A 23,118-nucleotide genomic window follows, 5' to 3' on the forward strand; every position below is an offset into this window, starting at 1 on the left:
GGGAGTTGTCCAGGTCACATCCGTTGCCGCCGAGGGAGACTCGGCCAAAGAAACCGATCACCGTCCAAGAGCAGTATCGGCAGTGATTGATAACCGATCTTTATTACTCGTCGGAGTCGGTGCCCGGCGTCGGCAGCACCTCGGCGGCGAGGTCGAGGACCGTCTGCACGACGGGCGACACGGGACGGTCCGACCAGGCCAGCGCCGCCCGGACTTCGAATCGTCCGGCGTCGAGGGGGATCAGCACCACCCGATTGGGATACGTCTGCACGTCGCCGGGCACGAGCGCCACGCCGACGCCCGCCGCGACGAGGGCAGTCAGCACGATGCCGTCGGTGGTCTCCTGCACGATGTTCGGGGTGAACCCGGCATCACGGCACGCGGCGAGCAGGTCCCGGCGTAGCGTGGATCCGGTGGCGGCGGGATTTGCGACGAACGTTTCCTCGCGCAGTTCCGCGAGGTCGATCGACTTCCGTTCGGCGAGTGGGTGATCGCTCGGGAGCAGCGCACTGAGGTACTCCACCGAGATCTGCCGCGTGAGCACGTGGGGGTGGGAGACCGCGTCGGAGACGATCCCGAGGTCCAGTTGCCCCTCCCAGATCTCGTCGAGGATCTGCCCACTCACCGTCGCCCCCTCGAGGACGAGGTCGATCAGCGGGTAACGGCGGCGCACCGACCTTGCCAGAGAAGACAATTCGGTCTGCCCGTAGGCTCCGCTGAAGCCGACCCGGACGCGCCCCTCGACCTCCGGATCCGCGATCACGGCGGCATCGACGGCGCGATCGATCCCGGCGAGGGCGTCCTTGCACGGCTGCAGGAATCGCTCCCCCGCTGCCGTGAGCCGGACCGAGCGCGTGGTGCGGTCGAACAGTTTCACACCGAGACGCTTCTCGAGTTGCTGCACCTGCTGGCTCACCGCCGGTTGCGCGATGTGCAGCACCTCGGCGGCCCGGCCGTAGTTGAGTTCCTCGGCGACCGCGACGAACGACTTCATCCAGCGGATTTCCACGGCCGGTCAGTCCACCACGAACACCGTGAGACGGACCTCGCCGGGCAGGCGTTCGCCGGTGCCGACGAGGATCCGCGAGCGCAGCCACGACCACCGGCCCTCGGCGGCGGTGAGCCGCGGCGTGCAGCGGAAGTAGATGCGCTCGGGCGGCACGGGCTCCCCCGCGACCAGCCGGGCGATGTCTTCCGGGGTGCCCGAGCGAAGCCCGAAGTTGGTGACGTAGATCCGGTCGCCGTCGTCGGTCTCGATCGCGTACTTGGCCTCGAGTTCGGTGAGCGTGGCCGAGCTGAGCACCTGGAAGTCCGCCCCGACCGGCAGCACGGTGCCGCGGAGTTCGGGGCCCTCGACGCGTCCCCCGACGATGGGGATGATGCGGCGGTTGCCTCCGGGTGTGGATCCGATCTCCACCGGATCGGCGACCTGCACGACGAACGTGGCGAGGAACGACAGGCCGGGCGGGGCCGGGGCGAGCAGGTCGGTCATCGTGCCCTACTCGGGAGGTGCGGGAAAGGCGATGCTCTGCAACGTGTCCCGCATCTGATTCACGACCGCTTCGGGGATGCCCTCGAAATAGCGTCCGTGGGCGGCGTCGACGCGGGCCTTGGCGTCGTCGCGGAGCCGCCTGCCCTCGTCGGTCGCGGCGATCAGTTTGTTGCGGCGATCGGAGGGGTCGAGGGTGCGCACGACGAGTCCGCGTTCCTCGAGTTCGTCGACGAGTCCCACGATCTGGCTGGGGTCGAGGCCCATGGTGGCGGCCACTCCGCGCTGGTTGACGCCCTCGGCCTGTTCACACGCGAGGACCAGCACCGAGTAGGACCGCACCCGCAGTCCGGTGGGAACGAGGGCCTTGTTCACCGAGCCCAGCACCATTCCGCCGACGCGGGAGAGCAGGAACCCGATGTCGTCTGATAACGCCTGCGCCTCTGCCATGTGACGACCCCCTTCCGATGAGTGTCGCTAGAGTAGCAGATCTTAACGATTGACTTTCTCAATCATCAATGATTACGTGTGATTCAGCGAACACGACCTTAGGAGAATCACGACATGGACCTCACCGACAAAGTCGCCGTCGTCACCGGCAGCGGACAGGGCCTCGGGCTCGCCTACGCCAAGGACCTGGCACGCCACGGCGCCGCGGTCGTGATCAACGACGTCAACGCCGCCACCGCCGACGCCGCCGTCGCCGAGATCACCGCAGCCGGCGGCCGCGCCGTCGCCGTCGTCGCCCCCGTCGGCAGCACCGAGACCGCCCGGAAACTGGTCGCCGGCGCGGTCGACGCCTTCGGCCGCCTCGACGTCATGGTCACCAACGCCGGCATCCTCCGCGACAAGGTGCTGTGGAAGATGACCGACGACGACTTCGACGCCGTCGTCGGCGTGCACCTGCGCGGCACGTTCACCTGCGTCCGTGAAGCGGTCCTGCGCTTCCGCGACCAGGGCGACGGTGGCCGCATCATCTGCATCGGCTCCCCCGCCGGTCAGCGCGGCAACTTCGGGCAGACCAACTATTCCGGCGCCAAGTCCGGCATCGTCGGCATGGTCCGCACCTGGGCGATGGAACTGCAGCGCGCCGGCATCACCGCCAACGCCGTCTGCCCCGTCGCCGCGACCGCGATGACCGAGACCGTCCCCTTCCTCGCCCCCTACATCGAGGGCATGAAGAACGGCGAACCGCTGCCCGGCATCATCCGCCGCGAGGTGGGGATGGGCACCCCCGACGACGCCGCGGGCATCATCTCGTTCCTCGCCTCCGACGCCGCAGCCGACATCACCGGACAGGCGTTCGCCGTCGGCGGCGACCGGCTCGCACTGTGGTCGCACCCCGAACTGACCGCGGTCGAGTACCAGGACGGCGGCTGGTCGGCCGACGACATCGCGGCCCGGTGGACCCGGACGTTCGGCGACGCCGTCCAGTCCGTCGGCGAGGAATTCCCCGAGGAGCTGATGGCCAAGTGAGCCGCTACGAGTACGGCATCGACTTCGACAAGATCGACGCCATCGACATCCACACCCACGTCGAGATCGACGGCTGCGGACACCGGTCCCTCGACGACGAACTGATGGCCGCGTCCGAGAAGTACTTCAAGTCCGGCGAGGAACGCACCCCGTCCATCGACGCGGTCGCCGACCACTACCGGGCCCGCAACATGGCCGCGGTCGTGTTCACCGTCGATGCGGCCTCCGCCAGCGGACACGCCGCGAACTCCGTCGAGGAGATCGCCGAGGGCGCCGCCCGCCACAACGACGTGCTCATCCCGTTCGGCTCCGTCGACCCCTGGCAGGGCAAGGCCGCCGTCCGCCGCGTCCACCGCCTCGTCGACGACTACGGCGTCAAGGGCTTCAAATTCCACCCCAGCATGCAGGGATTCGAGCCCAACGACCGCCGCTTCTACCCGCTCTACGACGCCATCGCCGAGGCCGGGGTCCCCGCCCTCTTCCACACCGGCCAGACCGGCATCGGCGCCGGACTGCCCGGCGGGCACGGCATCAAACTGCGCTACTCCGACCCCATGCTCCTCGACGACGTCGCCGCCGACTTCCCCGACCTCACCGTGATCATGGCCCACCCCGCCGTCCCGTGGGTCGACGCACAGATCTCCATCGCCACCCACAAGGCGAACGTCTACATCGACCTGTCCGGATGGTCGCCGAAGTACTTCCCGCCGCAGCTGGTCAAGGCCGCCAACAGCATGCTCCGCGGCAAGGTGCTGTTCGGGTCCGACTTCCCCGTCATCCAGGTCGACCGCTGGATCAAGGACTTCGAGAACCTCGACATCAAACCGGAGGTCGCGCCGCTGATCTTCAAGCAGAACGCGCTGCGCGTCCTCGGCATCAAGCACTGACCCGGCCCCACCGAACCAGGAGAGCACTCATGACCACCGCCACCACCACCCGGGTCGCCACCCTCGCCGACCTCGCCGCGCTCGAGGGCACGTCGCTGGGCACCAGTTCGTGGATCGACATCCCGCAGCAGCGGATCGACACGTTCGCCGACGCCACCGACGACCACCAGTGGATCCACGTCGACCCCGAGCGCGCCCGGGCCGAGAGCCCGTTCGGCGGGCCCATCGCCCACGGGTACCTCACGTTGTCGCTGATCATCCCCATGTGGGACGAGATCCTGACCGTCGACAGCGTGACCATGGCCGTCAACTACGGCCTGAACAAGGTCCGGTTCACCAACCCGGTGCCCGCCGAGGGACGTGTCCGGCTGAATGCAACGCTGCAGTCCGTCGAGGAACTGCCCAAGGGCGGCGTCCAGGTGACGGTCGCGGGGCAGATCGAACTCGAGGGCAGCGAGCGACCCGCGGTAGTCGTCGAGGCCGTGTACCGCTTCTTCGAGTAGCCTACCCGTGAGTACTTGTTAACCGCCCGACGTTAACAAGTACTCACGGGCGGCGCAGCCGCACCACCTACTCGGGCGCCTGGTCGTCGGGCTCGACCTGCTCCTCCTGCTTGCGCTCGGACGCGTTGCCGGCGATCCCCTTGGCCTCGCGTTCGGCCGCCAGCCGGTCTTCCATGTCGTCGACAAGGTCTGCGATCCGCTGGTGTTCGGGGAGCTGATCGTGTCGATCCGGATTCGCCTCCATCACGCTCCTTCCGCCGGGTGCGACGTGCCGCAATCCTGCGACTCCTGGACGCACAATTCGAACTGTACGCCGCGGGCTCGGCGAAAGCGGGCATTCGTCACGGTACGAACTGGACGGCCGTCTTTCACACCTTTCGAACCGTGACCGAAACCCGTTGCCGAGCAGCGCCTTACGAAACATCGATCCTCCAATGCCGCACTGCGCAGCCTCATTTCGGGATCGACGCGGGCACCTCCACCGCGACGAGCAGGCGATGAATTCGATGCACAATCGACACCGTCTTGCGAGAACCGGCCGCCGGCACCTCGTACTCTGGACCGGTACCACCCGAAGGAGGACCGATATGCCAGCAGTCACCACACCTCACGTCTACGTTCATCGCGCCGGCGATCGGCTGAAAACCAAGATTTCCTGGTTGGATTCGAAGCACTCGTTCTCCTTCGGCCAGCACTACGACCCCGACAACACGCACCACGGACTGCTCCTCGTCAACAACGACGACACGGTGCTCCCCGGTCAGGGATTCGACACCCATCCGCACAAGGACATGGAGATCGTCACCTGGGTGCTGCGCGGCTCGCTCGTCCACCAGGACTCGATCGGCCACTCCGGCATCATCTATCCCGGCCTTGCGCAACGCATGAGCGCAGGCAAGGGCATCATGCATTCCGAGAAGAACGACAGCTGGCGCCTCGCCGGTGAGCAGCACCACGAGCCGGTGCATTTCGTCCAGATGTGGGTGGTACCCGACGAACCCGGACTCGCCCCGAGTTACGAACAACTCGAGATCGAGGACGAGATCCTCATGGGCGGGCTGGTGCCCGTTGCGTCCGGAATGCCGGAATACAAGGACAATTCGGCGATCCGGATCAACAACAAGCACGCGGCGCTGCATGTCGCGCGAATCTTCCCCGGCGCACCGGTGACCATTCCCGAAGCGCCGTTCCTCCACGTGTTCGTCGCCCGGGGCACCGCGGAGATGGAGGGTGTCGGCACCCTGTACGAGGGCGACGCCGTCCGGTTGAGCGCCTCCGGTGGCCAGCAGATCTCCTCCCACTCCGGCGCCGAGGTGCTTGTCTGGGAGATGCACGCCCGCCTCGGCGGCTGAGTTCCCAGCAAGTTCACAGCCGGACCGAACGCCGAGCGCAGCTTCGTGCGCCACGATCGGGGACACAGCCCGATCATGGAGAGGTACGCATTGTGAACAAGGACGTCGAGAAGAGCCGACTGCGCATCAGCCGCCGCCGCGCATTTGCGGTCGGGGGAACGGTGAGTCTGGGTGGGCTCATCGCCGCCTGCACCGGGAATGCGAGCAGCGGCACGTCGGCGTCGGCCACGTCGACCGCGGCCGCATCCAGTGCGACGACGACGAGCGCCGACGCGGTGACGACCCTGCTCGACCAGGCGCCGCAGTGCGTGATGGCCGTCGAGGAGACGCAGGGACCGTACTGGTTCGACGTCGACTCCATCCGCAGCGACATCCGCAAAGACCGACCGGGGACGAACCTGCAGCTCGCACTGCGGGTGCAGGACCTGACGAACTGTTCCGCGGACGGTTCCGCCGCGGTCGTGAGCAATGCCGTCGTGGAGATCTGGCACTGCGACGCGGGCGGCGTGTACTCCGGCTTCGAGTCGGGTTCGAAGGCCGCGGCCCTCGGCGGCGCGCCCGGTGGCGGTGGCCAGCCGCCGGAAGGCGGACGCGGTGGCGGCGGCCAACCCCCGGCAGGTGGTCCCGGCGGCGGCCAGCCGCCCGAAGGCGGACCCGGTGGCGACATGTCCGGCGGCTCGGGTGAGACGTCCGACGGGTCCTACAGTGTCGGCGACAGCGAGGCCACCACCACGGACGACGGCACCTACCTGCGCGGCGCCCAGACCACGGACGCGAACGGCATCGCCCAGTTCACCACCGTCTTTCCCGGCTGGTACATCGGCCGGACCACCCACATCCACCTGAAGGTGCACATCGACAAGAAGACGGTGCTCACCACCCAGCTGTTCTTCGACGAGGCCCTGCTCGACGAGGTGTACGCGACGGCGCCGTACTCCGATCACACCGGGCGTGAGAGCAACGTGACCAACGCCACCGACAGCATCTACGACGACGCAGGACTGGTGACCGTCGCCAAGCAGTCGGACGGCTACCTCGCGGCGATCAACCTCGGCGTCGACGTCTGACCGTTCCCCGGTCCTTGGTTTCGCCCTGAGCGCAGTGGTGGACCTGTCGGCGCGGAACGGTGTAAGGATGGAACGCATGACCACGGCTCAGCGCTCCGGCATCGACCTCACCCACCTCGACAGCGACACCCGCGCCCAGGACGACCTGTTCGTCCACGTGAACGGCAAGTGGATCGACGAATACGAGATTCCCGCGGACCGGGCGATCGACGGCGCGTTCCGCACGCTCTACGACAAGGCCGAGGTCGACGTCCAGAACATCATCGAGGAGGCGGCGGGCTCCGGTGCGACCCCGGGGACCGACGCGCAGCGCATCGGCGATCTGTACGGCAGCTTCATGGACGCCGATGTCGTGGAGGCGGCGGGGCTCGCTCCGATCGCCGGTGAGCTCGCCGACGTGGCCTCCGCCGCCGACCGCTCCGCCCTCGCCGCCGTCGTCGGCCGCCTGCAGCGCACGGGGGTCGGCGGCGCGGTCGGTCACTACGTCGACACGGACGCCAAGAACTCGGCGCGTTACCTGGTCCACTTCAGTCAGGCCGGCATCGGTCTGCCCGACGAGTCGTATTACCGCCAGGACGACCACGCGGAGATCCGCACCGCGTACGTTGCGCACATCGCGAAGATGTTCGCCCTCGCCGGTGTCGACTACGACGCGCAACGCGTGTTCGACCTGGAAACGAAGATCGCGGCAGGTCATTGGGACGTCGTGAAGCGCCGCGACGCCGAGCTGAGCTACAACCTGCTCACCCTCGACCAGCTGCCTGCCGGGTTGGACTGGTCCTCGTGGATCGGGGCGCTCGGGGGCACGTCGGAGCAGTTCGCCGAGATCGTGGTCCGACAGCCCGACTATCTCACCACCCTGACCGGGCTGTGGACGTCCGAGGACCTCGACGACTGGAAGGCGTGGGCGACGTGGAACGTCATCCGCTCCCGCGCCCCGTATCTCACGCAGGCGCTGGTCGAGGAGAACTTCGCGTTCTACGGGAAGACCCTGACCGGCGCCGAGGAGATTCGGGACCGCTGGAAGCGCGGCGTGTCGCTGGTCCAGGATCTGCTGGGCGAGGCCGTCGGCAAACTGTACGTCGAGCGGCACTTCCCGGCGGACGCGAAGGCCCGCATGCAGGAACTCGTCGCGAACCTGCAGGAGGCGTACCGCCGCAACATCTCCGACCTGGACTGGATGAGCCCGGAGACCCGGCAGGCCGCGCTGCGCAAGCTGGAGAAGTTCACGCCGAAGATCGGGTACCCCGACAAGTGGCGGGACTACTCGGCTGTCACCATCTCCCGCGACGACCTGGTCGGCAACTACCGCAGCGGCTACGCGGCGGAGTACGACCGTGATCTCGCGAAGCTCGGCGGCCCGGTCGACCGCGACGAGTGGTTCATGACACCGCAGACCGTCAACGCCTACTACAACCCGGGCATGAACGAAATCGTCTTTCCCGCAGCTATTCTGCAGCCGCCGTTCTTCGACGCCGCGGCCGACGACGCCGCCAACTACGGTGGGATCGGTGCCGTCATCGGTCACGAGATCGGCCACGGATTCGACGATCAGGGCGCCAAGTACGACGGCGACGGCAACATGATCGACTGGTGGACCGACGACGACCGGACGGAGTTCGGCAAGCGCACGAAGGCACTGATCGAGCAGTACAACGAGTTCGAGCCGAAAGCGCTGCCCGGGCACACGGTGAACGGCGAGTTCACCATCGGCGAAAACATCGGCGACCTCGGTGGCCTGTCCATCGCCATCGCCGCGTACCGCATCGCGACGGACGGGTCCGAGCCGGAGGTCCTCGACGGCCTGACCGGCATCCAGCGCGTGTTCTTCGGCTGGGCGCAGGTGTGGCGCACCAAGGCCCGGGACGCGGAGGCGCTCCGCCGTCTCGCCGTCGACCCGCACTCGCCGCCGGAGTTCCGCTGCAACGGCGTGATCCGCAACCTGGACACGTTCCACGACGCATTCGACGTCCAGCCCGGTGACGCCCTGTATCTGGATCCGGAGGAGCGCGTCAAGATCTGGTAGCCCGCTACCGCAGGCGGTCGCCCGTCGCCGCGGAGAAGAAGTACACCTCGCCGGGCTTCGGCTGCAGGTGCACCCTCTCCCCCGCGGCGACGGTGCGGGTGCGATCCACCCGCACCACCACCTTCCCGGACATGCCGGACGCGTACACGAACGACTCGGCACCGAGTTCCTCGACCAGGTCGGTCTCGACGGTGTACGAGTCCTTGCGCCACGCCCCGACCAGCGTCCACGACTCCGGGCGCACTCCGACGATCACGGAGCTGTCCCCGATCGCCGAGTGCGGCAACGGAATACGCAGGTCGCCCAGTTCGGCGACGCCGCCACGGATCGGGGTGTCCATGAGGTTCATGCCCGGCGAGCCGATGGACCCGGCGACGAACGTGTTGACCGGGTTGTCGTACAGATCGCGTGGCCGGGCGACCTGCTGGAGACGGCCGTCCTGCATGACCGCCACTCGGTCGCCCATCGTCATGGCCTCCACCTGGTCGTGGGTGACGTACACGGTGGTCGTGCCGAGCCGGCGCTGCAGCCCCGCGATCTGCGAGCGGGTGCTCACCCGCAGGGTGGCGTCGAGATTGCTCAGCGGTTCGTCCATGCAGAACACCTTGGGGTGCCGCACGATGGCGCGGCCCATCGCGACCCGTTGGCGTTGCCCGCCGGACAGTTTCGCTGGTTTGCGATCGAGCAGCGGTTCGAGCTCGAGCATCCGCGCCGCTTCCAGCACCCGCGCGGTGCGTTCCGACTTCCCGACGCCGGCGTTGCGGAGCGCGAACCCCATGTTGTCGGCGACGGTCATGTTCGGGTACAGCGCGTAACTCTGGAACACCATGGCCACGTCCCGCGCCCGGGGCGGCAGCGCGGTGACGTCGGCGCCGCCGATCTCGATCCGGCCCGCCTCGACGGCTTCGAGGCCGGCCAGCATCCGCAGGCTCGTCGACTTACCGCACCCGGACGGACCCACCAGGACGAGGAACTCGCCGTCCGCGATGTCGAGGTCCAGCCGATCGACCGCGGGTCGGTCGGCTCCGGAATAGCGGTGGGTGACACCCGCGAACTGCACGTTGGCCATGAATGTTCCTTCTCCTCCTACTGGGGCAGCTTGGGGGTGATCTGGCGGTCGACGATCTGCTGGAGTTGCTCCCCGACACCGGCGAACGTGGTCGCCACGTCCGCGTTCTGGAGCGCGATCTGTTCGAGTCCGGTGCCGATGATCTGGTCGCCGCCGGGCACGAACACCCGGGCGTAGTCCTGCGACCGGGTCTTCGCGAGCTGGTCGACGGCGGTGCGCGCGTTGGGGTTCGCGTCGAGATATGCCTTCATGCCCGGGTCCTCGACCGCGGATTTGCGGACGGGCATGTACCCGACGTTCTGCGAGAAGTACGCGGTGTTCTCCCCGTTCGTCACGAAGTCGATGAACGTGAGCGCGTTCTTCTTCCGCTCGTCGGAGATCCGCGCCGGAATCGCGAGGCCGGCGCCGCCGGTCGGGCAGCCCGGCGCGCCCGACGCGGGGAGGAAGGCGGTGCCGAAGTCGAACGCGGCCGACTTGGTGATCCCCGACAGGTCGCCGGTCGAGGCGGTCGTCGACGCGAGGACGCCCGCCCCGAACTCGTTGGCGATGTCGCTCGACACCGCCGCGTATTTCTTCGTGTGGATCATGTCCTTCAGGAAGGTCCCCGCGGCGAGGGTCCTCTCGTCGCCGAACTTCAGGTCCCACTGGTCCGAGTACGCCCCGCCGAACGTCCACACCGGTCCCTCGAACGTCCAGCCGAGGTAGTTCTTTGCGTCGCCCCAGCCGTGGGCCAGCTTGCCGTTGCCCATCACCCGCTGCAGTTCGGGGCCCCACTCGTCGAACTCCTGCCAGGTGGCGGGGCCGCGGTCGGGCAGACCGGCCTGCGCCCAGGCCTGCTTGTTGTAGTAGAACAGCGGCGTCGACCGCGCGTACGGGAGGGCGTAGTGCTTTCCCTGGAACAGGTAGTCGGCCAGCAGCGAGTCGACGTAGTCGGAGGTGTCGACCCCGACCTCGCCGAACAGTCCGTCGAGCGGTTCGACGGCACCGGTCAGGGCGTAGTTGAACCACCACACGTCGGACAGGACCACGACGTCGGGCAGTGCGCCGCCCGACAGTGCCGCGTTGAACTTCTGCGACACCTCCTCGTAGTTCTTCCCGGCGTCGACGAGGTCGACGGTGAGTCCGGGGTGTTCCGCCTGGAAACGGTTGATCAGCTCGCGTTCGACGTCCTGGGACTTGCCCGGGTGGTTGGACCAGAACGTGATGGTGTTCGGATCCCCCGCCACCCCGGACGCCACCGACGAGCCCGAACCCGAGCCCGCGCAGGCCGTGAGTGCGGCACCGGCGGCCACCGCGCCCGCGAGCCCGAGGAATCCCCGGCGATTCATCCGATTCATGTCTCTCCTCGTGTCCGCTATCCCTTGACCGCACCCGACGTGAGGCCCTTGATCATGTGCCGTTGCAGCACAAGGAAAACCACGAGGATCGGCAGCATCGTGAGCACCGTCCCCGCCATGACCGGACCCCAGTCGGTGAGCCCGTCGTTGTTCTGCAGCTGGGTCAGCCCGATCGGCAGCGGCGCGACGGACGCGTCGTCGGCCATCAGGAACGGCCACAGGTATTCGTTCCATTCGGTGACGACGGTGATGATCGCGAACGCCACCATGGTGGGGCCGGACACCGGCAGGACCACCCGCCACAGCAGCCGGGCATGGCCGGCGCCGTCCATCCGGGCGGCCTCGATGATCTCGGTGGGTATCGACAGGAAGTGGTTGCGCATCAAAAACGTTCCGAACGCGACGCCCGCAAGAGGAACGATGATGCCGTGGAAGCTGTTCCGCCAACCCCATTCGGCGACGAGGGCGTAGTTGGAGATGACGGTGATCTGGTTGGGCACCATCAACGCCGCGATGATGCCGAGGAACACGAAATTCTTGCCCGGGAACCGCAGGAACACCAGACCGTAGGCGCTGAGGACGCCGAGCACGAACTTCACGGCGGACAGCACTCCGGTGATGATCACCGAGTTGCGCAGAAACGTCCAGAACGGCACCGACGTGGTGGCCTCCGAATAATTCTCGGGGTGAAAGGTCGCGGGCCACCACGTGACCGGAAGGGTGTAGATGTCCGGGCGATCCTTGAACGACGTCATCACGATCCAGTACAACGGCAGGGCCACCGCCACCAGCACGGCCACCATCGCGGCGTAGCCGAGCGCCGTCACGAGCGCTTCCCTCCTGCGGTGGTCGCGGGCCGCGTCCACCGTCGCCGGCACCTCCGTGCTGCGCCGCTCGCGCACGGCTCCCGCGGTCACCGGCCGTCCCCGCGATCCATGATCCGCACCTGGTAGACGGTGATTCCGAGCAGGACCAGGAACATGATCGTGGCGACGGTGGCGCCGTATCCGGCCCGGAAGTTGCGGAACGACTCGTTGTAGACCTGGTAGACCATCGTGGTGGTGCCGGTGCCGAGCGGACCACCCCTGGTCATCACGTTGATGATGTCGAACACCTGAAGCGATCCCAGCATCACCGTGATCGAGAGGAAGTAGGTGGTCGGACGCAACTGCGGGAGAACGACCCGGCGGATCGTCGTCCACCCGCTCGCCCCGTCGATCTCCGCGGCCTCCGCCAGTTCGCGTCGCGTACCCTGCAGTGCCGCAAGGTAGATCACGAACGTGTAGCCGAGGTTCTTCCACATGTAGGTGACCGTGACCATGAACAGCGCCCAGTGCGGATCCTGGTAGAAGTCGGGAACGGAGTCGACCCCGACGCGGTGCAGGAGATCCTGGATCAGCCCGAACCGGGGGTCGAACACGAACTGGAACGCCACCCCGATCGCGGCGCCCGAGATGACGAACGGCGCGAAGATCGCGGAGCGAACGAGGTTGCGCCCGTGCAGATTACGGTCCAGCAGCACGGCGAGCGCGAGACCCGCGACCATCGATCCCACCACGGTCGCGGCGGTGAACACAACGGTGTTCCCGACGATCTGCCAGGTATCAGGGCGGCTCCACCACTCGCGGTAGTTGCCCCAGCCGACGAACGTGGCGGCGGGGTCGGCGATGTTCCAGTCGAAGAACGACAGCCGGATGTTGTCGACCAGTGGACGGTAGGTGAACAGAACGAGCAGAACCAGATTGGGGCCCACCAACGCCGCAAACAGCGCGTAGTCCCGCCACGGACGCCCGAGGAATCCCTGCTTTCCCGGCGACGACAGGGTTCGTTCCGGACTCGATCTCACTGCGGCAGTCTGACGACCGTTTACGAATAGCCGGTGAATTGCCGGAGCCCGCACATTGAACTGTGCGGGCTACGGCAAAATGCGGGTGCGGATCAGATTCAGCGGTTCCAGTCGCCGAGACCGTCGGAGCCGCTCAGCGTGCCGCCCGCGGTGTTCTGCACCACGACGGCGTCACCCTTCTTCGAGTTCTCGTAGAACCACTTGGCGTCCTCGGTGCTGACGTTGAGGCAGCCGTGGCTGACGTTCGTGTTGCCCTGGGCGTTCACCGACCACGGTGCGGCGTGGACGAAGATGCCGCTGTACGACATGCGGGTGGCGTACTCGACGTACGTGCGGTAGCCCTCGGCGGAGTCGACCGGGACCCCGTACGTGGAGGAGTCCATGTACATGTCACGGAACTTGTCGCCGATGATGTACGTGCCGTTCGGCGTCTCGTGATCGACCTTGCCCATCGACGTCGGCATGGTCTTGACCACCTCGCCGTTGCGGGTGACGGTGATCTGCTTGGTGTTGTCGTCGGCGGTCGCGACGAATGCGTCACCGATGGTGAACGTGGAGTGCGCGTCGCCGGCGTCCACCGTGACCTCGGTGTTCGCGGGCCAGAACTCGGTGGGCTTCCAGCGCACCTGGCTGTCGTTGATCCAGTAGAAGCCGCCCTCGACCGGCTGGCTGGTGGTGACCTTGATGGCCTTCTCGGCGGCGGCGCGGTCGCCGATGGCCTCGTTGAAGCGGATGATCACCGGTTGCGCGACACCCACGACCTCGCCCGCACCCGGGTTGAGGGACGGGGCCGAGAAGTTCGCGGGCGCCGGTGCCGGTTCGGGCAGCGGGAGCTGCGGCGCGCCGGGCAGACCGGGCAGGGTGGGAAGACTTGGAATCTCCGGTCCACCGGGAAAGAGCGGCGCGGCCTGTGCGGCACCGACCAGCGCAGTTCCGGAGACGACGGCCCCGGTCAGTGCGACAGCGACGCGTGACGACCAGTGCTTATTCCTGGATGAACCGATTCCTGACTTGCCCATATGACCACTCTCGTTCGACGACGTGTACAACGCGCGTCCCCGACGGACCTATCAATCGCGCACTGCCATTAACACACATCATCCGGCCGCGAGCAATTTGCCCGCAATCGTTGCCGCTCCGCGGCCTGCGGGCAGTCGGTGTCACCGAGTGGTCAAGAAGAGCTCACGATCAGGTCTCGGCGCGGGCGGCGGCGAGCATGCTCTCGATGGTGATCAGCTTCGTGCGGGTGCGGCCCGCGGCCCTGCCCGCGGCGCGCTCGGTCTTGTCGATCCGCTGCCAGCCCTGGAAGTCGACGGCGTCCGGCGCGCGCTCGGCGATCAGCCGGTCGAGACCCTCACGGTCGGCGGGCGCGTCGAGGCGTCCGGCGGAGAAGTCGTCGATGAGCATCCTGACCGTCTCCGCGGAGCAGTACTTGTTGGTGCCGATCACGCCTGTCGGCCCACGCTTGATCCATCCCGCCACGTACACGCCGGGAACCGGCGCACCGGTCTCCGGATCGATCACCCGGCCGTTCTCGTTGGGGATGACGCCGCGCCGGTCGTCGAACGGGATGCCGGCCACCGGCTGACCGCGGTAGCCGATCGAGCGCAGCACCAGGCCGGTGTCCAGCGTCGAGGTGTCGTCGGACGGTTTGGCGCTGAGCCTGCCGGACGCGTCCGCGACCATCTCGTTCTTCGCGATGCGCACCGATTCGACGGCGTCGGCGCCGAGAATTTCCACGGGCGAGGTCAGGAAGCGCAGCACGATCCGCTTTTTCGCCGGATCGGGGGTGCGCCGGGCGAACTCCTCGACCTGGCGCACCTTGTGGCGCTGCCACGGCTCCGCGTCGTCGCCGTCGACGAACGCGCGACTCGCCGGGTCGAGCACCGCTTCCTCCGGGTCGACGACGACGTCGACGTTCGGCATGCGACCGAGCGCCAGGAGTTCGGGGTTGGTGTACGCCGCCTGGGCGGGACCCCGGCGGCCGAGAATGACGACCTCGCGGATGTTGCTCGCCCGCAGCGCCTCGAGAGCGTGGTCGGCGAGATCCGTCGTGGCCAGGACCTCCGGATCGGTGACGAGGATGCGGGCCACGTCGAGTGCCACGTTGCCGTTGCCGACGATGACGGCCCGCTCCCCCGACAGATCGAACGTGCGGTCGGCGTAGTCGGGATGACCGTTGTACCAGGCGACGAACTCGGTGGCGGCGTGGCTGCCGACGAGGTCCTCGCCGGGAATGCCCAGTTCGCGGTCGCCTGCCGCACCGACCGCGTAGATGACGGCGTGGTGGTGCGCGAGTAGATCCTCGTGGGTCACGTCCGTGCCCACGTTCACGTTGAAGTGGCAGTGCACCGTCCGCTTGCCGACCACCGAACGGAACTGGTCCGTGACGCCCTTCGTGCCCGGATGATCCGGGGCGACGCCGGCACGCACCAGCCCGTACGGGGTGGGCAGACGGTCGAAGATGTCGACCTCGACGCGTGGCTTCGCCGTCAGTTCCATCGCGGCGTAGCAGGCGGCCGGGCCCGACCCGACGACCGCGACGTGGAGCGTGCCGAGGGCTGCGTCGATCTGCGGCAGCTTGAGCGGCTCGGGCCAGTCGGGGCCGATCGGGTGCTTGGTGTAGTACTGCGCGTTGATGTCGAGGTACGGCTCGTCGACTTCCTCGAGGTCGTTCTCCGCGTAGATGGCCTCCACCGGGCACTCCTCGACGCAGGCCCCGCAGTCGATGCAGGTGTCCGGGTCGATGTACAGCATTTCCGTGCTCGCGAACGGCTTCTCGTCCGGTGTGGGATGGATGCAGTTGACCGGACAGACGTCCACGCACGACGCGTCGTTGCAGCACGGCTGCGTGATCACATATGCCACGGTTCTCCCCTACCTGAGTACGCGCAGTCCAACGTCGAGATATGACCCCAGACTATAACGTGTTCCACTTTTGTGCGAGAACCGTGCGCGAGGTCAGACCGCGTCGCCGGGCTCCACCCGGAATCCGACCTTCACCGTGACCTGGTAGTGCGCGATGGCGCCGTTCTCGACATGGCCCCTGGTGTTGACGACCTCGAACCACTCGACGTTCCGCACAGTCTCGTTGGTCCGCGCAATGGCGTTCTTGATGGCCTGATCGGTGCTGTCGCTCGACGAACCGACGACCTCGACAACTCGGTACACGTGATCACTCATCAGTATTCCTTTCGTGGGTTACTTGCCGTTCCGGACGATCGCCTGTGCCTCGACACCGAGCCGGGCCAGACGAAGATCTCCGAGAGCCGTGAAGGAACTGCCGAGGCGGTTGGTGACGAACCCCAGGGACAGCCCGCTGTCGAGGTCCGCGTAGGCGCCGGACCCGCCGACCCCGTAGTGCCCGATCGCGTTCCGCGGTTGCTCCCGGGACGCGAGGATCGGCCGGTGGTAGCCGAGCGACCACAGCGGCCGGATACCGAGGACGTAGTCGCGGTCACGGGTCTGCACCTCCGCCATCCGCGCGATGGTGGACTTGCGCAGGAACCGGCGTCCCTCCAGCTTGCCCCCGTTGGCGATGGCGCCGTACATCCGCGCGAGCGCCCGCGCGCTGAACACGCCGTTCCAGCCGGGCATCACCGCGTCGTGCACCGCGGGGTTCCGGACCAGCGCGTCGAATCCCTGCGGCATCGCCGCCTCGGCGAGCCCGCGGGTGGGGCCGACGAGCGACAGCATGTTCGAGGTGAGGTCCCAGTTGAGTCCGGCCGGGTTGATGTGCGGGAACAGCTTCGCGATCCGTGGACGGTACTGTCCGGGAACCTGATACCAGAAGTCGTCGACACCGAGCGGGCCCGCGATTTCATCCTGCACGACCTGCACGAACGGCTTTCCGGTGACGCGGGCGATCAGTTCGGCCACCAGCCACCCGTAGGTGACGGCGTGATATCCGGGGCCGCGCAGCCTGCGCGGATCCGCCGGGGCGGCCGCGAGGGCCTCCACGACGGCGTCGTATTCGAGGAGGTCGAGCGGGCTCCGCATCAGCCCCCGGACCTTGTGCAGTCCGGCCCGGTGGGTGAGGAGGTCGCGGACGGTGATGTCGTCCTTGCCCGCCGCACCGAATTCGGGCCAGTAACGCGCCACGGGGGCGTCGTAGTCGATCAGCCTGCGTTCGGCGAGCCGGTGGACGACCGTGCTGGCCACGCCTTTTCCGGTCGAGAACGACAGTGCGACGGTGTCGCGGTCCCACCGGCGGTCGCGGTCTGCCCAGCCGGCCCAGATGTCGAGGACCTTCTCGCCCCGGAAGTACGCGGTGAGCGCCCCGCCGCCGTGCTGAGGCTGCCGGTACATCGCGAAGAATCGGTCGGCGAGCGGCAGGAACCGCGGATCGACGTGCAGTTCCGTCCGTGGCACGGACGCGGGCCGGGAAACTCGAACGCTGGTCGTCATCGACCACCTCCGATCTCGCTGCCGTAAGTCCTACGGCCGGCGCGTCAGCCCATTGTGACTACCGTCACCATACGACGCGGACCGGGGTGGCGTTCAGGGAAGCCGCCACACTGTTATGCCATCGCTCAGACACGCTTGACCTGCAAGGAAATTGATGGCCAGGGAGGGGCCGGCCGCACACACCACGCCTTTGCCCGGATCCGCGACGAGCGCTTGCCCACCGGGACCGCTCAGCACCAGCGCCGGACCGACGCCGTCGACCGTTCCGATGGCGACGCTCTCGGGCCCGACCGCGACCGCGGCGACGACGCCGCCGTGCGCCTCGGCCGCGCCGACACCGCCGCCCAGTCCTGCCCCGAGCGCCGCTCCCGCGCGGGCCGCGTCGGCGAAACCGACACCGTCGGTGCCCAAGGCCGCCGAATTGCTGCTCCTATCGGCGTTGGCCCCGCATGCGGTGCGGTCGACGACCGTCGTGTTTCCCCGGCCCGGTGGTGACACACAGGAGAGGGAGACGGCCGACGCGGTGGCAGGCGCGATCATCAGAGTCCCGAGTGCCGTCGCGACGACACCGAGGACGAGTCCGGTAGTTCCGACCGTCTTACGTTCCATGGCGACCTCACATTGTTCCCGACCCGACCGTCCCGAGCCTACGTGAGCGCCGGCTATTTGCGGTCTCGGTCCCGACTCGGTTGTACGCGCTTGGGTTCCCCGGGCATCTTGGGGTAATTGGGCGGATACGGGAGATCGCCGAGGCCGTTCGCGGTGTCCCGTTCCGCCAACTCCAGCAGCACGTCGAGGGATTGCGCCACCTCACCCATGGTCGCCATCGGGTCGCCGCGTTTCTCGAGCAGCGCGGGCACCGTCGCGATGGTGAAGTCGTCGGGGTGGACGTCGACGAGTTCCTCCCAGGTGACCGGCGTCGACACGGTCGCGATCGGCGTCTTGCGGGCCGAGTAGGCGGACGCGATGGTCTTGTCCCGGGCGTTCTGGTTGAAGTCGAGGAAGATGCGTTCGCCGCGTTCCTCCTTCCACCAGGACGTGGTGGCCCGGTCGCCGCTGCGCCGCTCGATCTCCCGCGCCAGGGCGATGCCCGCGCGCCGCACCTCGATGAAATCCCAGCGCGGCTCGATGCGGAGGTACACGTGCAGGCCGCGACCGCCCGAGGTCTTGGGATAGCCGATCAGACCGAGTTCGTCCAGCAGCGGCCGGAGCACGTCCAGCGCGACCGCCCGGGCGTCGTCGAATCCGGTGCCGGGCTGCGGGTCCAGGTCGATGCGCAGTTCGTCGGGGTGATCGACGTCGGGACACCGCACCGCCCACGGGTGGAACGTGATGTTGCCCAGGTTCGCCGCCCACACGATATTCGCGGCGCTGCGCACGCGGAGCACGTCGGCCTTGCGGCCGGACGGGAACGTGACCTCGCACGACTCGACGTGGTCGGGGCGCTTCGCGGGCACCCGCTTCTGGTAGATCTCCTCGCCCTCGATCCCGTCCGGGAACCGTTGCAGGTGCGTCGGCCGATCGAACAGGGCGCCCAGCAGCGCACCGTTCAACGCCACCGTCCGGTAGTACTCCACCAGGTGCCGTTTCGTGCCGCCGTCGGCACCGAGTTTCGGGTAGTAGATCTTGTCGGGACTCGACAGCCGCACGGCGACGCCGTCGACGTCGAGTTCTTCGGCAGGACTCGCCATCTAGGAACCTCCGGCCAGGACGTCGGCAAGGTCGTATCGCACCGGGACCTCCAATTGTTGGTACGTGCACTCGTCGGGTGTCCGGTCCGGGCGCCAGCGCAGGAACCGCGCGGCGTGCCGGAACCGGGCACCCTCCATCTGGTCGTACGCCACCTCGACGACGCGTTCGGGTCGCAGCGGCACCCAGGTACGGTCGTTGCCGGACTGCCACCGCGTCGGCGCCCCGTCCGCGACGACGTCGTCGCCGACCCGCAGTTCGTCGAGTTCGGCGAGCAGTTCGATCCGCCGCGCCGCCGTGAACGCCGACGCCCCACCGACCATCGCCATCTGGTCGCCGTCGTACAGTCCGAGCAGCATCGACCCGATTCCCGGCTGGCTCTTGTGCGGCCGGTATCCGATGACGACGCAGTCGGCGGTGCGGGCGTGCTTCACCTTCACCATTTCCCGCTTGTTCGGCAGGTACGGCCCCACCAGCTTCTTCGCCACCACCCCGTCGAGGCCTGCCCCCTCGAACGCCTCGAACCACTCGGTGGCCGTCGCACTGGATTCGGTGGCCGCGGTGACGTGGCAGGAGGGCCCGCCGCCGATCGTGTCGACGAGTTGCGCGCGGCGCACGGAGAAGTCCTCCTGACTCAGGTCGCGGTCGCCCAGGGCCAGCAGGTCGAACGCGACGAACTGGGCCGGGGTCTTCTCCGCCAGCATCGTCACCCGGCTCTCCGCGGGATGAATGCGCTCCGACAACGACTCCCAGTCGAGGCGGGTGCGTCCGTCGATGTTGCGCGGGACGACGAGTTCGCCGTCCACCACGCACCGCTCGGGCAGTTCGTCCTTCACGGCGCGGACGAGTTCGGGAAAGTACCGGGCCAAGTCTTTTCCCCCGCGGGAACCGAGCACCACCTCGTCGCCGTCGCGGAAGACGAGGACGCGGAACCCGTCCCATTTCGGTTCGTACGACCAGGCGAGTCCGGACTCCGGTTGCGCCGGAACGGACGACGCAGCCTTCGCGAGCATCGGCTGTAACGGGGGCATCACGGGGAGGTCCACCCGTCCATACTGTCACCACGATTGGCAAATCGGACAGCGATGTAATCAAATAATGCGCGACACGGCAATCGCGGTGGACACGGTCGAGGTGGCACGGTCATCTCAGAGGCACGGGTGGCGGGCCGTCACCCGACGGAGGGGTCAGACATGACAGGGTTAGTTCGGCGGGTGTGTACCGCGGTCGTCGCGTTGTCGGCGACGGCAGTTCTGGTGGCAGGGTGCGGTTCGGACACGACGCCCACCGCGGTGCCGGAGTCCGGTGCCTCCGCAGCCACCTCCACGAGCGAATCGACCACCGTGATCGACGGGCAGGAAGGCGAGGACGCGGGCGGCGACGTCGACTTCGAGGTCGCGATCGGTGAGTGCGTGAAGCTCGGCGGCACCGTCACCGACGCCGAGATCGACAAGGCGGTGTGCGGCAGCCCCGATTCGAACTACAAGGTGATCGCAAAGGCCGCGAAGAACAGCCAGTGCATCAGCGACGCCGACTCGTACTACTACGAAACCCTCGGCGGCATCGAGCAGGGCGCGATCTGCCTCGACGTGGACTGGGTTATCGGAGGCTGCATGGACGTCGGCGGCGAGGATCCCGCGCGCATCGAGTGCGGTGACACGAAAGCCGTCGACGGGGTGAAGGTGACGGAGATCGTGCAGGGCGCCACGTCCGTGGACTCGTGCAGCACGTCGTCCAACGGCTACGAATACTCCGAACGCAAGTTCGTCGTCTGCGTCGACGAACTCTGACAGCGGGTCAGGCCGGCTGCGGGTCCCGCCCGCAGCCGGCCTCGCTCACAACCAGCCCCGGCGTTTGAAGATCGTGTACAGCCCGGCGCAGGTGAGCATCATCAGCGACAGCGCGAACGGATACCCGCCGACCCAGTGCAGTTCGGGCATGTGGTCGAAGTTCATGCCGTACACAGTTCCGATCAGGGTGGGCGCGAAGAGGATCGCCGCCCACGCCGACACCTTCTTGATCTCCTCGTTCTGCGCGTAACTGGCCTGGGTCAGGTTGCGCATCTCCTCGTTCTGCTCCTGCGACACCAGGGTGGCGTTGACGGTGAGGATGTTCCCGAGCAGCTGACGGAACCCGTCCGCCCGCTCGACGACGACCGTCGCGTGGTCTGTGACGTCACGCAGGTACCGCTGCAGTTCCTCGTCGGTGTTGTACTTCTCGAAACCCTGCGACAACCCGCGCAGCATTCCGAGCAGCGGCCTTGTGGCCCTCTGGAATTCGATGACCTCGCGGGTGAGTTCGTAGATGCGCCGCGACACGCCGGGCGCTCCGCTGAACACCTCGGTCTCGATCTCGTCGATGTCGTTCTGCAGCCCGGCGACCACCGGCGCGTACCCGTCGACGACGGCATCGAGGATGGCGTAGAGCACGGCCTCGGGTCCGAGCCGGAGCAGGTCCGGGTTGCTTTCCATCCGCCTGCGGACCGCCGACAGGTCGGGGGATTCGCTGTGCCGGACCGTGAGCACGAACGTCGGACCGCAGAAGACGTGCAGCTCACCGAATTCGACGCGCTCGGTCTCGTCGCAGTACCGCGCGGCGCGGAGCACCACGAACAGCGTCTTGCCGTAACGCTCCAGCTTGGGCCGCTGGTGGGCGACGATCGCGTCCTCGACGGCCAGCTCGTGCAGATCGAATTGCTTTGCCGCCGCGTACAGCTGGGCGTCGTTGGGCCGGTACATCCCGATCCACGCCATCGACGCCGCATCCGGCAGGCTCGCGAGCGCCTCCGACAGCGTGGCCGGGGTGGCCGTCTTCCGGCCGTCGCGATAGACGGCGCTGTTGACGACCGTTTCCTCCGCGGGCGTCGGTTCGACGGCGCGGCGTGTGACGGCGTGACCGGCGGCCGCATCGGACAGACCGGCGGAGCGGCTGGGCAGGAGGGAACGGATCGGGCGCAACTGAGGCATGGCACGGGGCTTTCGAGGGAAAAGGGCAGCGCGGGACGGCACTGAGGAACACGGACCGTGAAACCGCGCACCTACCGGTGGAACGGTTTCAGTTGGTACTGGGAGGTTGGCTTCTCATCGGATGCCACACCTCCTTACCCTCTCGAAAACGCAGTTCACGACCTCGGCGAACTGCAGACCGCAGGACACGATACCCCTGGCGACCGGCCACGACAACCTGGGATCCCCGCCGTGTCGGTCCCGGATCCGGCGCCTCCCGCGGCAGATACTGGGCGCGCACCGAATCACCACCGAAAGGCCCCCATGACCAGCTGGTCGGACAGACCGATCTGCGCGTTCGATCTGGAGACGACGGGGCCCGACCCCAGCGACGCCCGCATCGTCTCCGCATGCATCGCCGTCGTCGACGCTCACCACTTCGAGTCGCGCACCTGGTTGCTCGACCCGGAGGTTGCCATCCCGCAGGGCGCGTCGGACGTGCACGGAATCTCCACGGAGTACGCCCGGGCCCACGGGCAGGACTACGCCACCGGGTACGGCGAGATCCGCGACGCCCTGTACGACGCGTGGACCCGGGACCACGCCGTCGTCGCGTTCAACGCGTCCTACGACCTGACCGTCATGCACACCGAGGGTCTGCGGCTCGGGCTGCCCGAACTCGTCACCGGCATCGTGATCGACCCGTACGTCATCGACCGCGAGATGGACCGGTACCGGAAGGGCCGGCGCACCCTCGGCGCGGTGTGTGAGTACTACGGCATCGCACTGGAGGACGCCCACGAGGCGGAGGCCGACGCGCTCGCCGCCGCGCACCTCGCCCGGAGGCTGGCGCAGGAGTTCCCGAATCTGCGGGCCCTCGACATCATGACCCATCAGGCCGACTGGCACGCGGAACGGCAGCGCGACTTCGCCGACTACCTCGTCCGGCAGGGGCGCGACGCGTCGGACGTCAACGGCGAGTGGCCGATTCGCGGCCTCACCCCGTTCCGCATCGCCTGACCCTG

General features: G+C 67.6%; 23 protein-coding genes and 1 pseudogene. 8 read left to right on the top strand and 16 right to left on the bottom strand.

From position 1 onward, the window contains the following. Nucleotides 1-103: 103 nt before the first annotated feature. From CA951_RS10585 to couR, 3 genes are read right to left on the bottom strand one after another with little or no spacing between them, the layout of a single operon-like run. Nucleotides 104-1,009, bottom strand: a complete 906-nt coding sequence (locus tag CA951_RS10585) for a LysR family transcriptional regulator (RefSeq protein ID WP_087556805.1) — start codon at nucleotides 1,007-1,009, stop codon at nucleotides 104-106. Between the two features lie 6 nt (nucleotides 1,010-1,015). Beyond that, the gene (locus CA951_RS10590; RefSeq protein WP_087556806.1) at nucleotides 1,016-1,492 is read right to left on the bottom strand and encodes a DUF3237 domain-containing protein; all 477 of its coding nucleotides are present in this window, start codon (nucleotides 1,490-1,492) and stop codon (nucleotides 1,016-1,018) included. 6 nt (nucleotides 1,493-1,498) lie between these two features. Next, on the bottom strand, nucleotides 1,499-1,939 hold the full coding sequence (gene couR, locus CA951_RS10595) for a MarR family transcriptional repressor CouR (protein WP_087556807.1): 441 nt from the start codon (nucleotides 1,937-1,939) through the stop codon (nucleotides 1,499-1,501). 114 nt (nucleotides 1,940-2,053) lie between these two features. Between couR and couN the strand changes: the two genes are divergently transcribed. The 3 genes from couN to couM are packed head-to-tail and all read left to right on the top strand — an operon-like array spanning nucleotide 2,054 to nucleotide 4,355. Further along, entirely contained in the window at nucleotides 2,054-2,965 is a 912-nt protein-coding gene (gene couN / locus CA951_RS10600) for a 4-hydroxyphenyl-beta-hydroxyacyl-CoA dehydrogenase (RefSeq protein WP_087556808.1), read from the top strand. Further along, nucleotides 2,962-3,852, top strand: coding sequence for a 4-hydroxyphenyl-beta-ketoacyl-CoA hydrolase (couO, locus tag CA951_RS10605; RefSeq protein WP_087556809.1), 891 nt, complete (start codon nucleotides 2,962-2,964; stop codon nucleotides 3,850-3,852). Before couN ends, couO begins: the two co-directional genes overlap by 4 nt. Nucleotides 3,853-3,881: 29 nt before the next feature. Beyond that, nucleotides 3,882-4,355, top strand: a complete 474-nt coding sequence (gene couM, locus CA951_RS10610; RefSeq protein WP_087556810.1) for a p-hydroxycinnamoyl-CoA hydratase — start codon at nucleotides 3,882-3,884, stop codon at nucleotides 4,353-4,355. Nucleotides 4,356-4,422: 67 nt separating this feature from the next. Here couM and CA951_RS43385 read toward each other — a convergent pair whose 3' ends face one another. Further along, nucleotides 4,423-4,599, bottom strand: coding sequence for a hypothetical protein (locus tag CA951_RS43385; protein ID WP_179220167.1), 177 nt, complete (start codon nucleotides 4,597-4,599; stop codon nucleotides 4,423-4,425). Between the two features lie 343 nt (nucleotides 4,600-4,942). On the opposite strand from CA951_RS43385, the gene CA951_RS10615 reads away from it, so the two are divergent. From CA951_RS10615 to CA951_RS10625, 3 genes are all read left to right on the top strand, one after another. Further along, on the top strand, nucleotides 4,943-5,707 hold the full coding sequence (locus tag CA951_RS10615) for a pirin-like bicupin family protein (RefSeq protein WP_087556811.1): 765 nt from the start codon (nucleotides 4,943-4,945) through the stop codon (nucleotides 5,705-5,707). A gap of 92 nt (nucleotides 5,708-5,799) precedes the next feature. Further along, a complete protein-coding gene (locus CA951_RS10620) occupies nucleotides 5,800-6,774 on the top strand; it encodes a protocatechuate dioxygenase (RefSeq protein ID WP_087556812.1) in 975 nt (324 codons plus the stop codon). Nucleotides 6,775-6,850: 76 nt separating this feature from the next. After that, nucleotides 6,851-8,800 (top strand): M13 family metallopeptidase, encoded by a 1,950-nt coding sequence (locus tag CA951_RS10625; protein ID WP_087556813.1) that lies wholly within the window; start codon nucleotides 6,851-6,853, stop codon nucleotides 8,798-8,800. 4 nt (nucleotides 8,801-8,804) lie between these two features. On the opposite strand, the gene CA951_RS10630 is transcribed toward CA951_RS10625, so the two are convergent. The 11 genes from CA951_RS10630 to CA951_RS10680 form a co-directional block, all read right to left on the bottom strand. After that, nucleotides 8,805-9,869, bottom strand: coding sequence for an ABC transporter ATP-binding protein (locus CA951_RS10630; protein WP_087556814.1), 1,065 nt, complete (start codon nucleotides 9,867-9,869; stop codon nucleotides 8,805-8,807). Nucleotides 9,870-9,886: 17 nt separating this feature from the next. Next, nucleotides 9,887-11,206 carry an ABC transporter substrate-binding protein gene (locus tag CA951_RS10635; protein WP_087556815.1) on the bottom strand — a complete coding sequence of 440 codons (1,320 nt, stop codon included), beginning with the start codon at nucleotides 11,204-11,206 and terminating at the stop codon, nucleotides 9,887-9,889. 17 nt (nucleotides 11,207-11,223) lie between these two features. Next, nucleotides 11,224-12,123: a carbohydrate ABC transporter permease gene (locus tag CA951_RS10640; RefSeq protein WP_143543036.1), complete on the bottom strand. Its 900-nt coding sequence runs from the start codon at nucleotides 12,121-12,123 to the stop codon at nucleotides 11,224-11,226. After that, nucleotides 12,120-13,091, bottom strand: coding sequence for a carbohydrate ABC transporter permease (locus CA951_RS10645; protein WP_373413737.1), 972 nt, complete (start codon nucleotides 13,089-13,091; stop codon nucleotides 12,120-12,122). The genes CA951_RS10640 and CA951_RS10645 overlap by 4 nt, the downstream gene beginning before the upstream one ends. 59 nt (nucleotides 13,092-13,150) lie before the next feature. Then, nucleotides 13,151-14,071: an Ig-like domain-containing protein gene (locus CA951_RS10650; RefSeq protein ID WP_087556816.1), complete on the bottom strand. Its 921-nt coding sequence runs from the start codon at nucleotides 14,069-14,071 to the stop codon at nucleotides 13,151-13,153. 169 nt (nucleotides 14,072-14,240) lie between these two features. After that, the gene (locus tag CA951_RS10655; RefSeq protein WP_087556817.1) at nucleotides 14,241-15,920 is read right to left on the bottom strand and encodes an FAD-dependent oxidoreductase; all 1,680 of its coding nucleotides are present in this window, start codon (nucleotides 15,918-15,920) and stop codon (nucleotides 14,241-14,243) included. 93 nt (nucleotides 15,921-16,013) lie between these two features. Beyond that, the gene (locus CA951_RS10660) at nucleotides 16,014-16,235 is read right to left on the bottom strand and encodes a dodecin (protein ID WP_087556818.1); all 222 of its coding nucleotides are present in this window, start codon (nucleotides 16,233-16,235) and stop codon (nucleotides 16,014-16,016) included. 18 nt (nucleotides 16,236-16,253) lie between these two features. Next, on the bottom strand, nucleotides 16,254-17,459 hold the full coding sequence (locus CA951_RS10665) for a serine hydrolase (protein ID WP_087556819.1): 1,206 nt from the start codon (nucleotides 17,457-17,459) through the stop codon (nucleotides 16,254-16,256). Between the two features lie 93 nt (nucleotides 17,460-17,552). Then, nucleotides 17,553-18,068, bottom strand: a complete 516-nt coding sequence (locus tag CA951_RS10670; protein ID WP_087556820.1) for a DUF6764 family protein — start codon at nucleotides 18,066-18,068, stop codon at nucleotides 17,553-17,555. 53 nt (nucleotides 18,069-18,121) lie between these two features. Continuing rightward, complete coding sequence (locus tag CA951_RS10675) at nucleotides 18,122-19,150, bottom strand: DNA polymerase domain-containing protein (RefSeq protein ID WP_087556821.1); 1,029 nt, start codon at nucleotides 19,148-19,150, stop codon at nucleotides 18,122-18,124. Further along, nucleotides 19,151-20,194 (bottom strand): ATP-dependent DNA ligase, encoded by a 1,044-nt coding sequence (locus tag CA951_RS10680; protein WP_087556822.1) that lies wholly within the window; start codon nucleotides 20,192-20,194, stop codon nucleotides 19,151-19,153. It lies immediately after the preceding gene. Nucleotides 20,195-20,246: 52 nt separating this feature from the next. Here CA951_RS10680 and CA951_RS10685 point away from each other — a divergent pair. Next, a pseudogene (locus CA951_RS10685) lies at nucleotides 20,247-20,938 on the top strand (hypothetical protein). A gap of 45 nt (nucleotides 20,939-20,983) precedes the next feature. Here the strand turns inward: CA951_RS10685 and CA951_RS10690 are convergent. Next, nucleotides 20,984-22,114 (bottom strand): magnesium and cobalt transport protein CorA, encoded by a 1,131-nt coding sequence (locus CA951_RS10690; protein ID WP_087556824.1) that lies wholly within the window; start codon nucleotides 22,112-22,114, stop codon nucleotides 20,984-20,986. 303 nt (nucleotides 22,115-22,417) lie between these two features. Between CA951_RS10690 and CA951_RS10695 the strand changes: the two genes are divergently transcribed. Continuing rightward, nucleotides 22,418-23,113, top strand: coding sequence for a 3'-5' exonuclease (locus CA951_RS10695; protein WP_087556825.1), 696 nt, complete (start codon nucleotides 22,418-22,420; stop codon nucleotides 23,111-23,113). Nucleotides 23,114-23,118: the final 5 nt, after the last annotated feature.

The sequence above is a fragment of the Rhodococcus sp. NCIMB 12038 genome, from assembly GCF_002165735.1.
In the GTDB taxonomy this organism is placed as follows: domain Bacteria; phylum Actinomycetota; class Actinomycetes; order Mycobacteriales; family Mycobacteriaceae; genus Rhodococcus_F.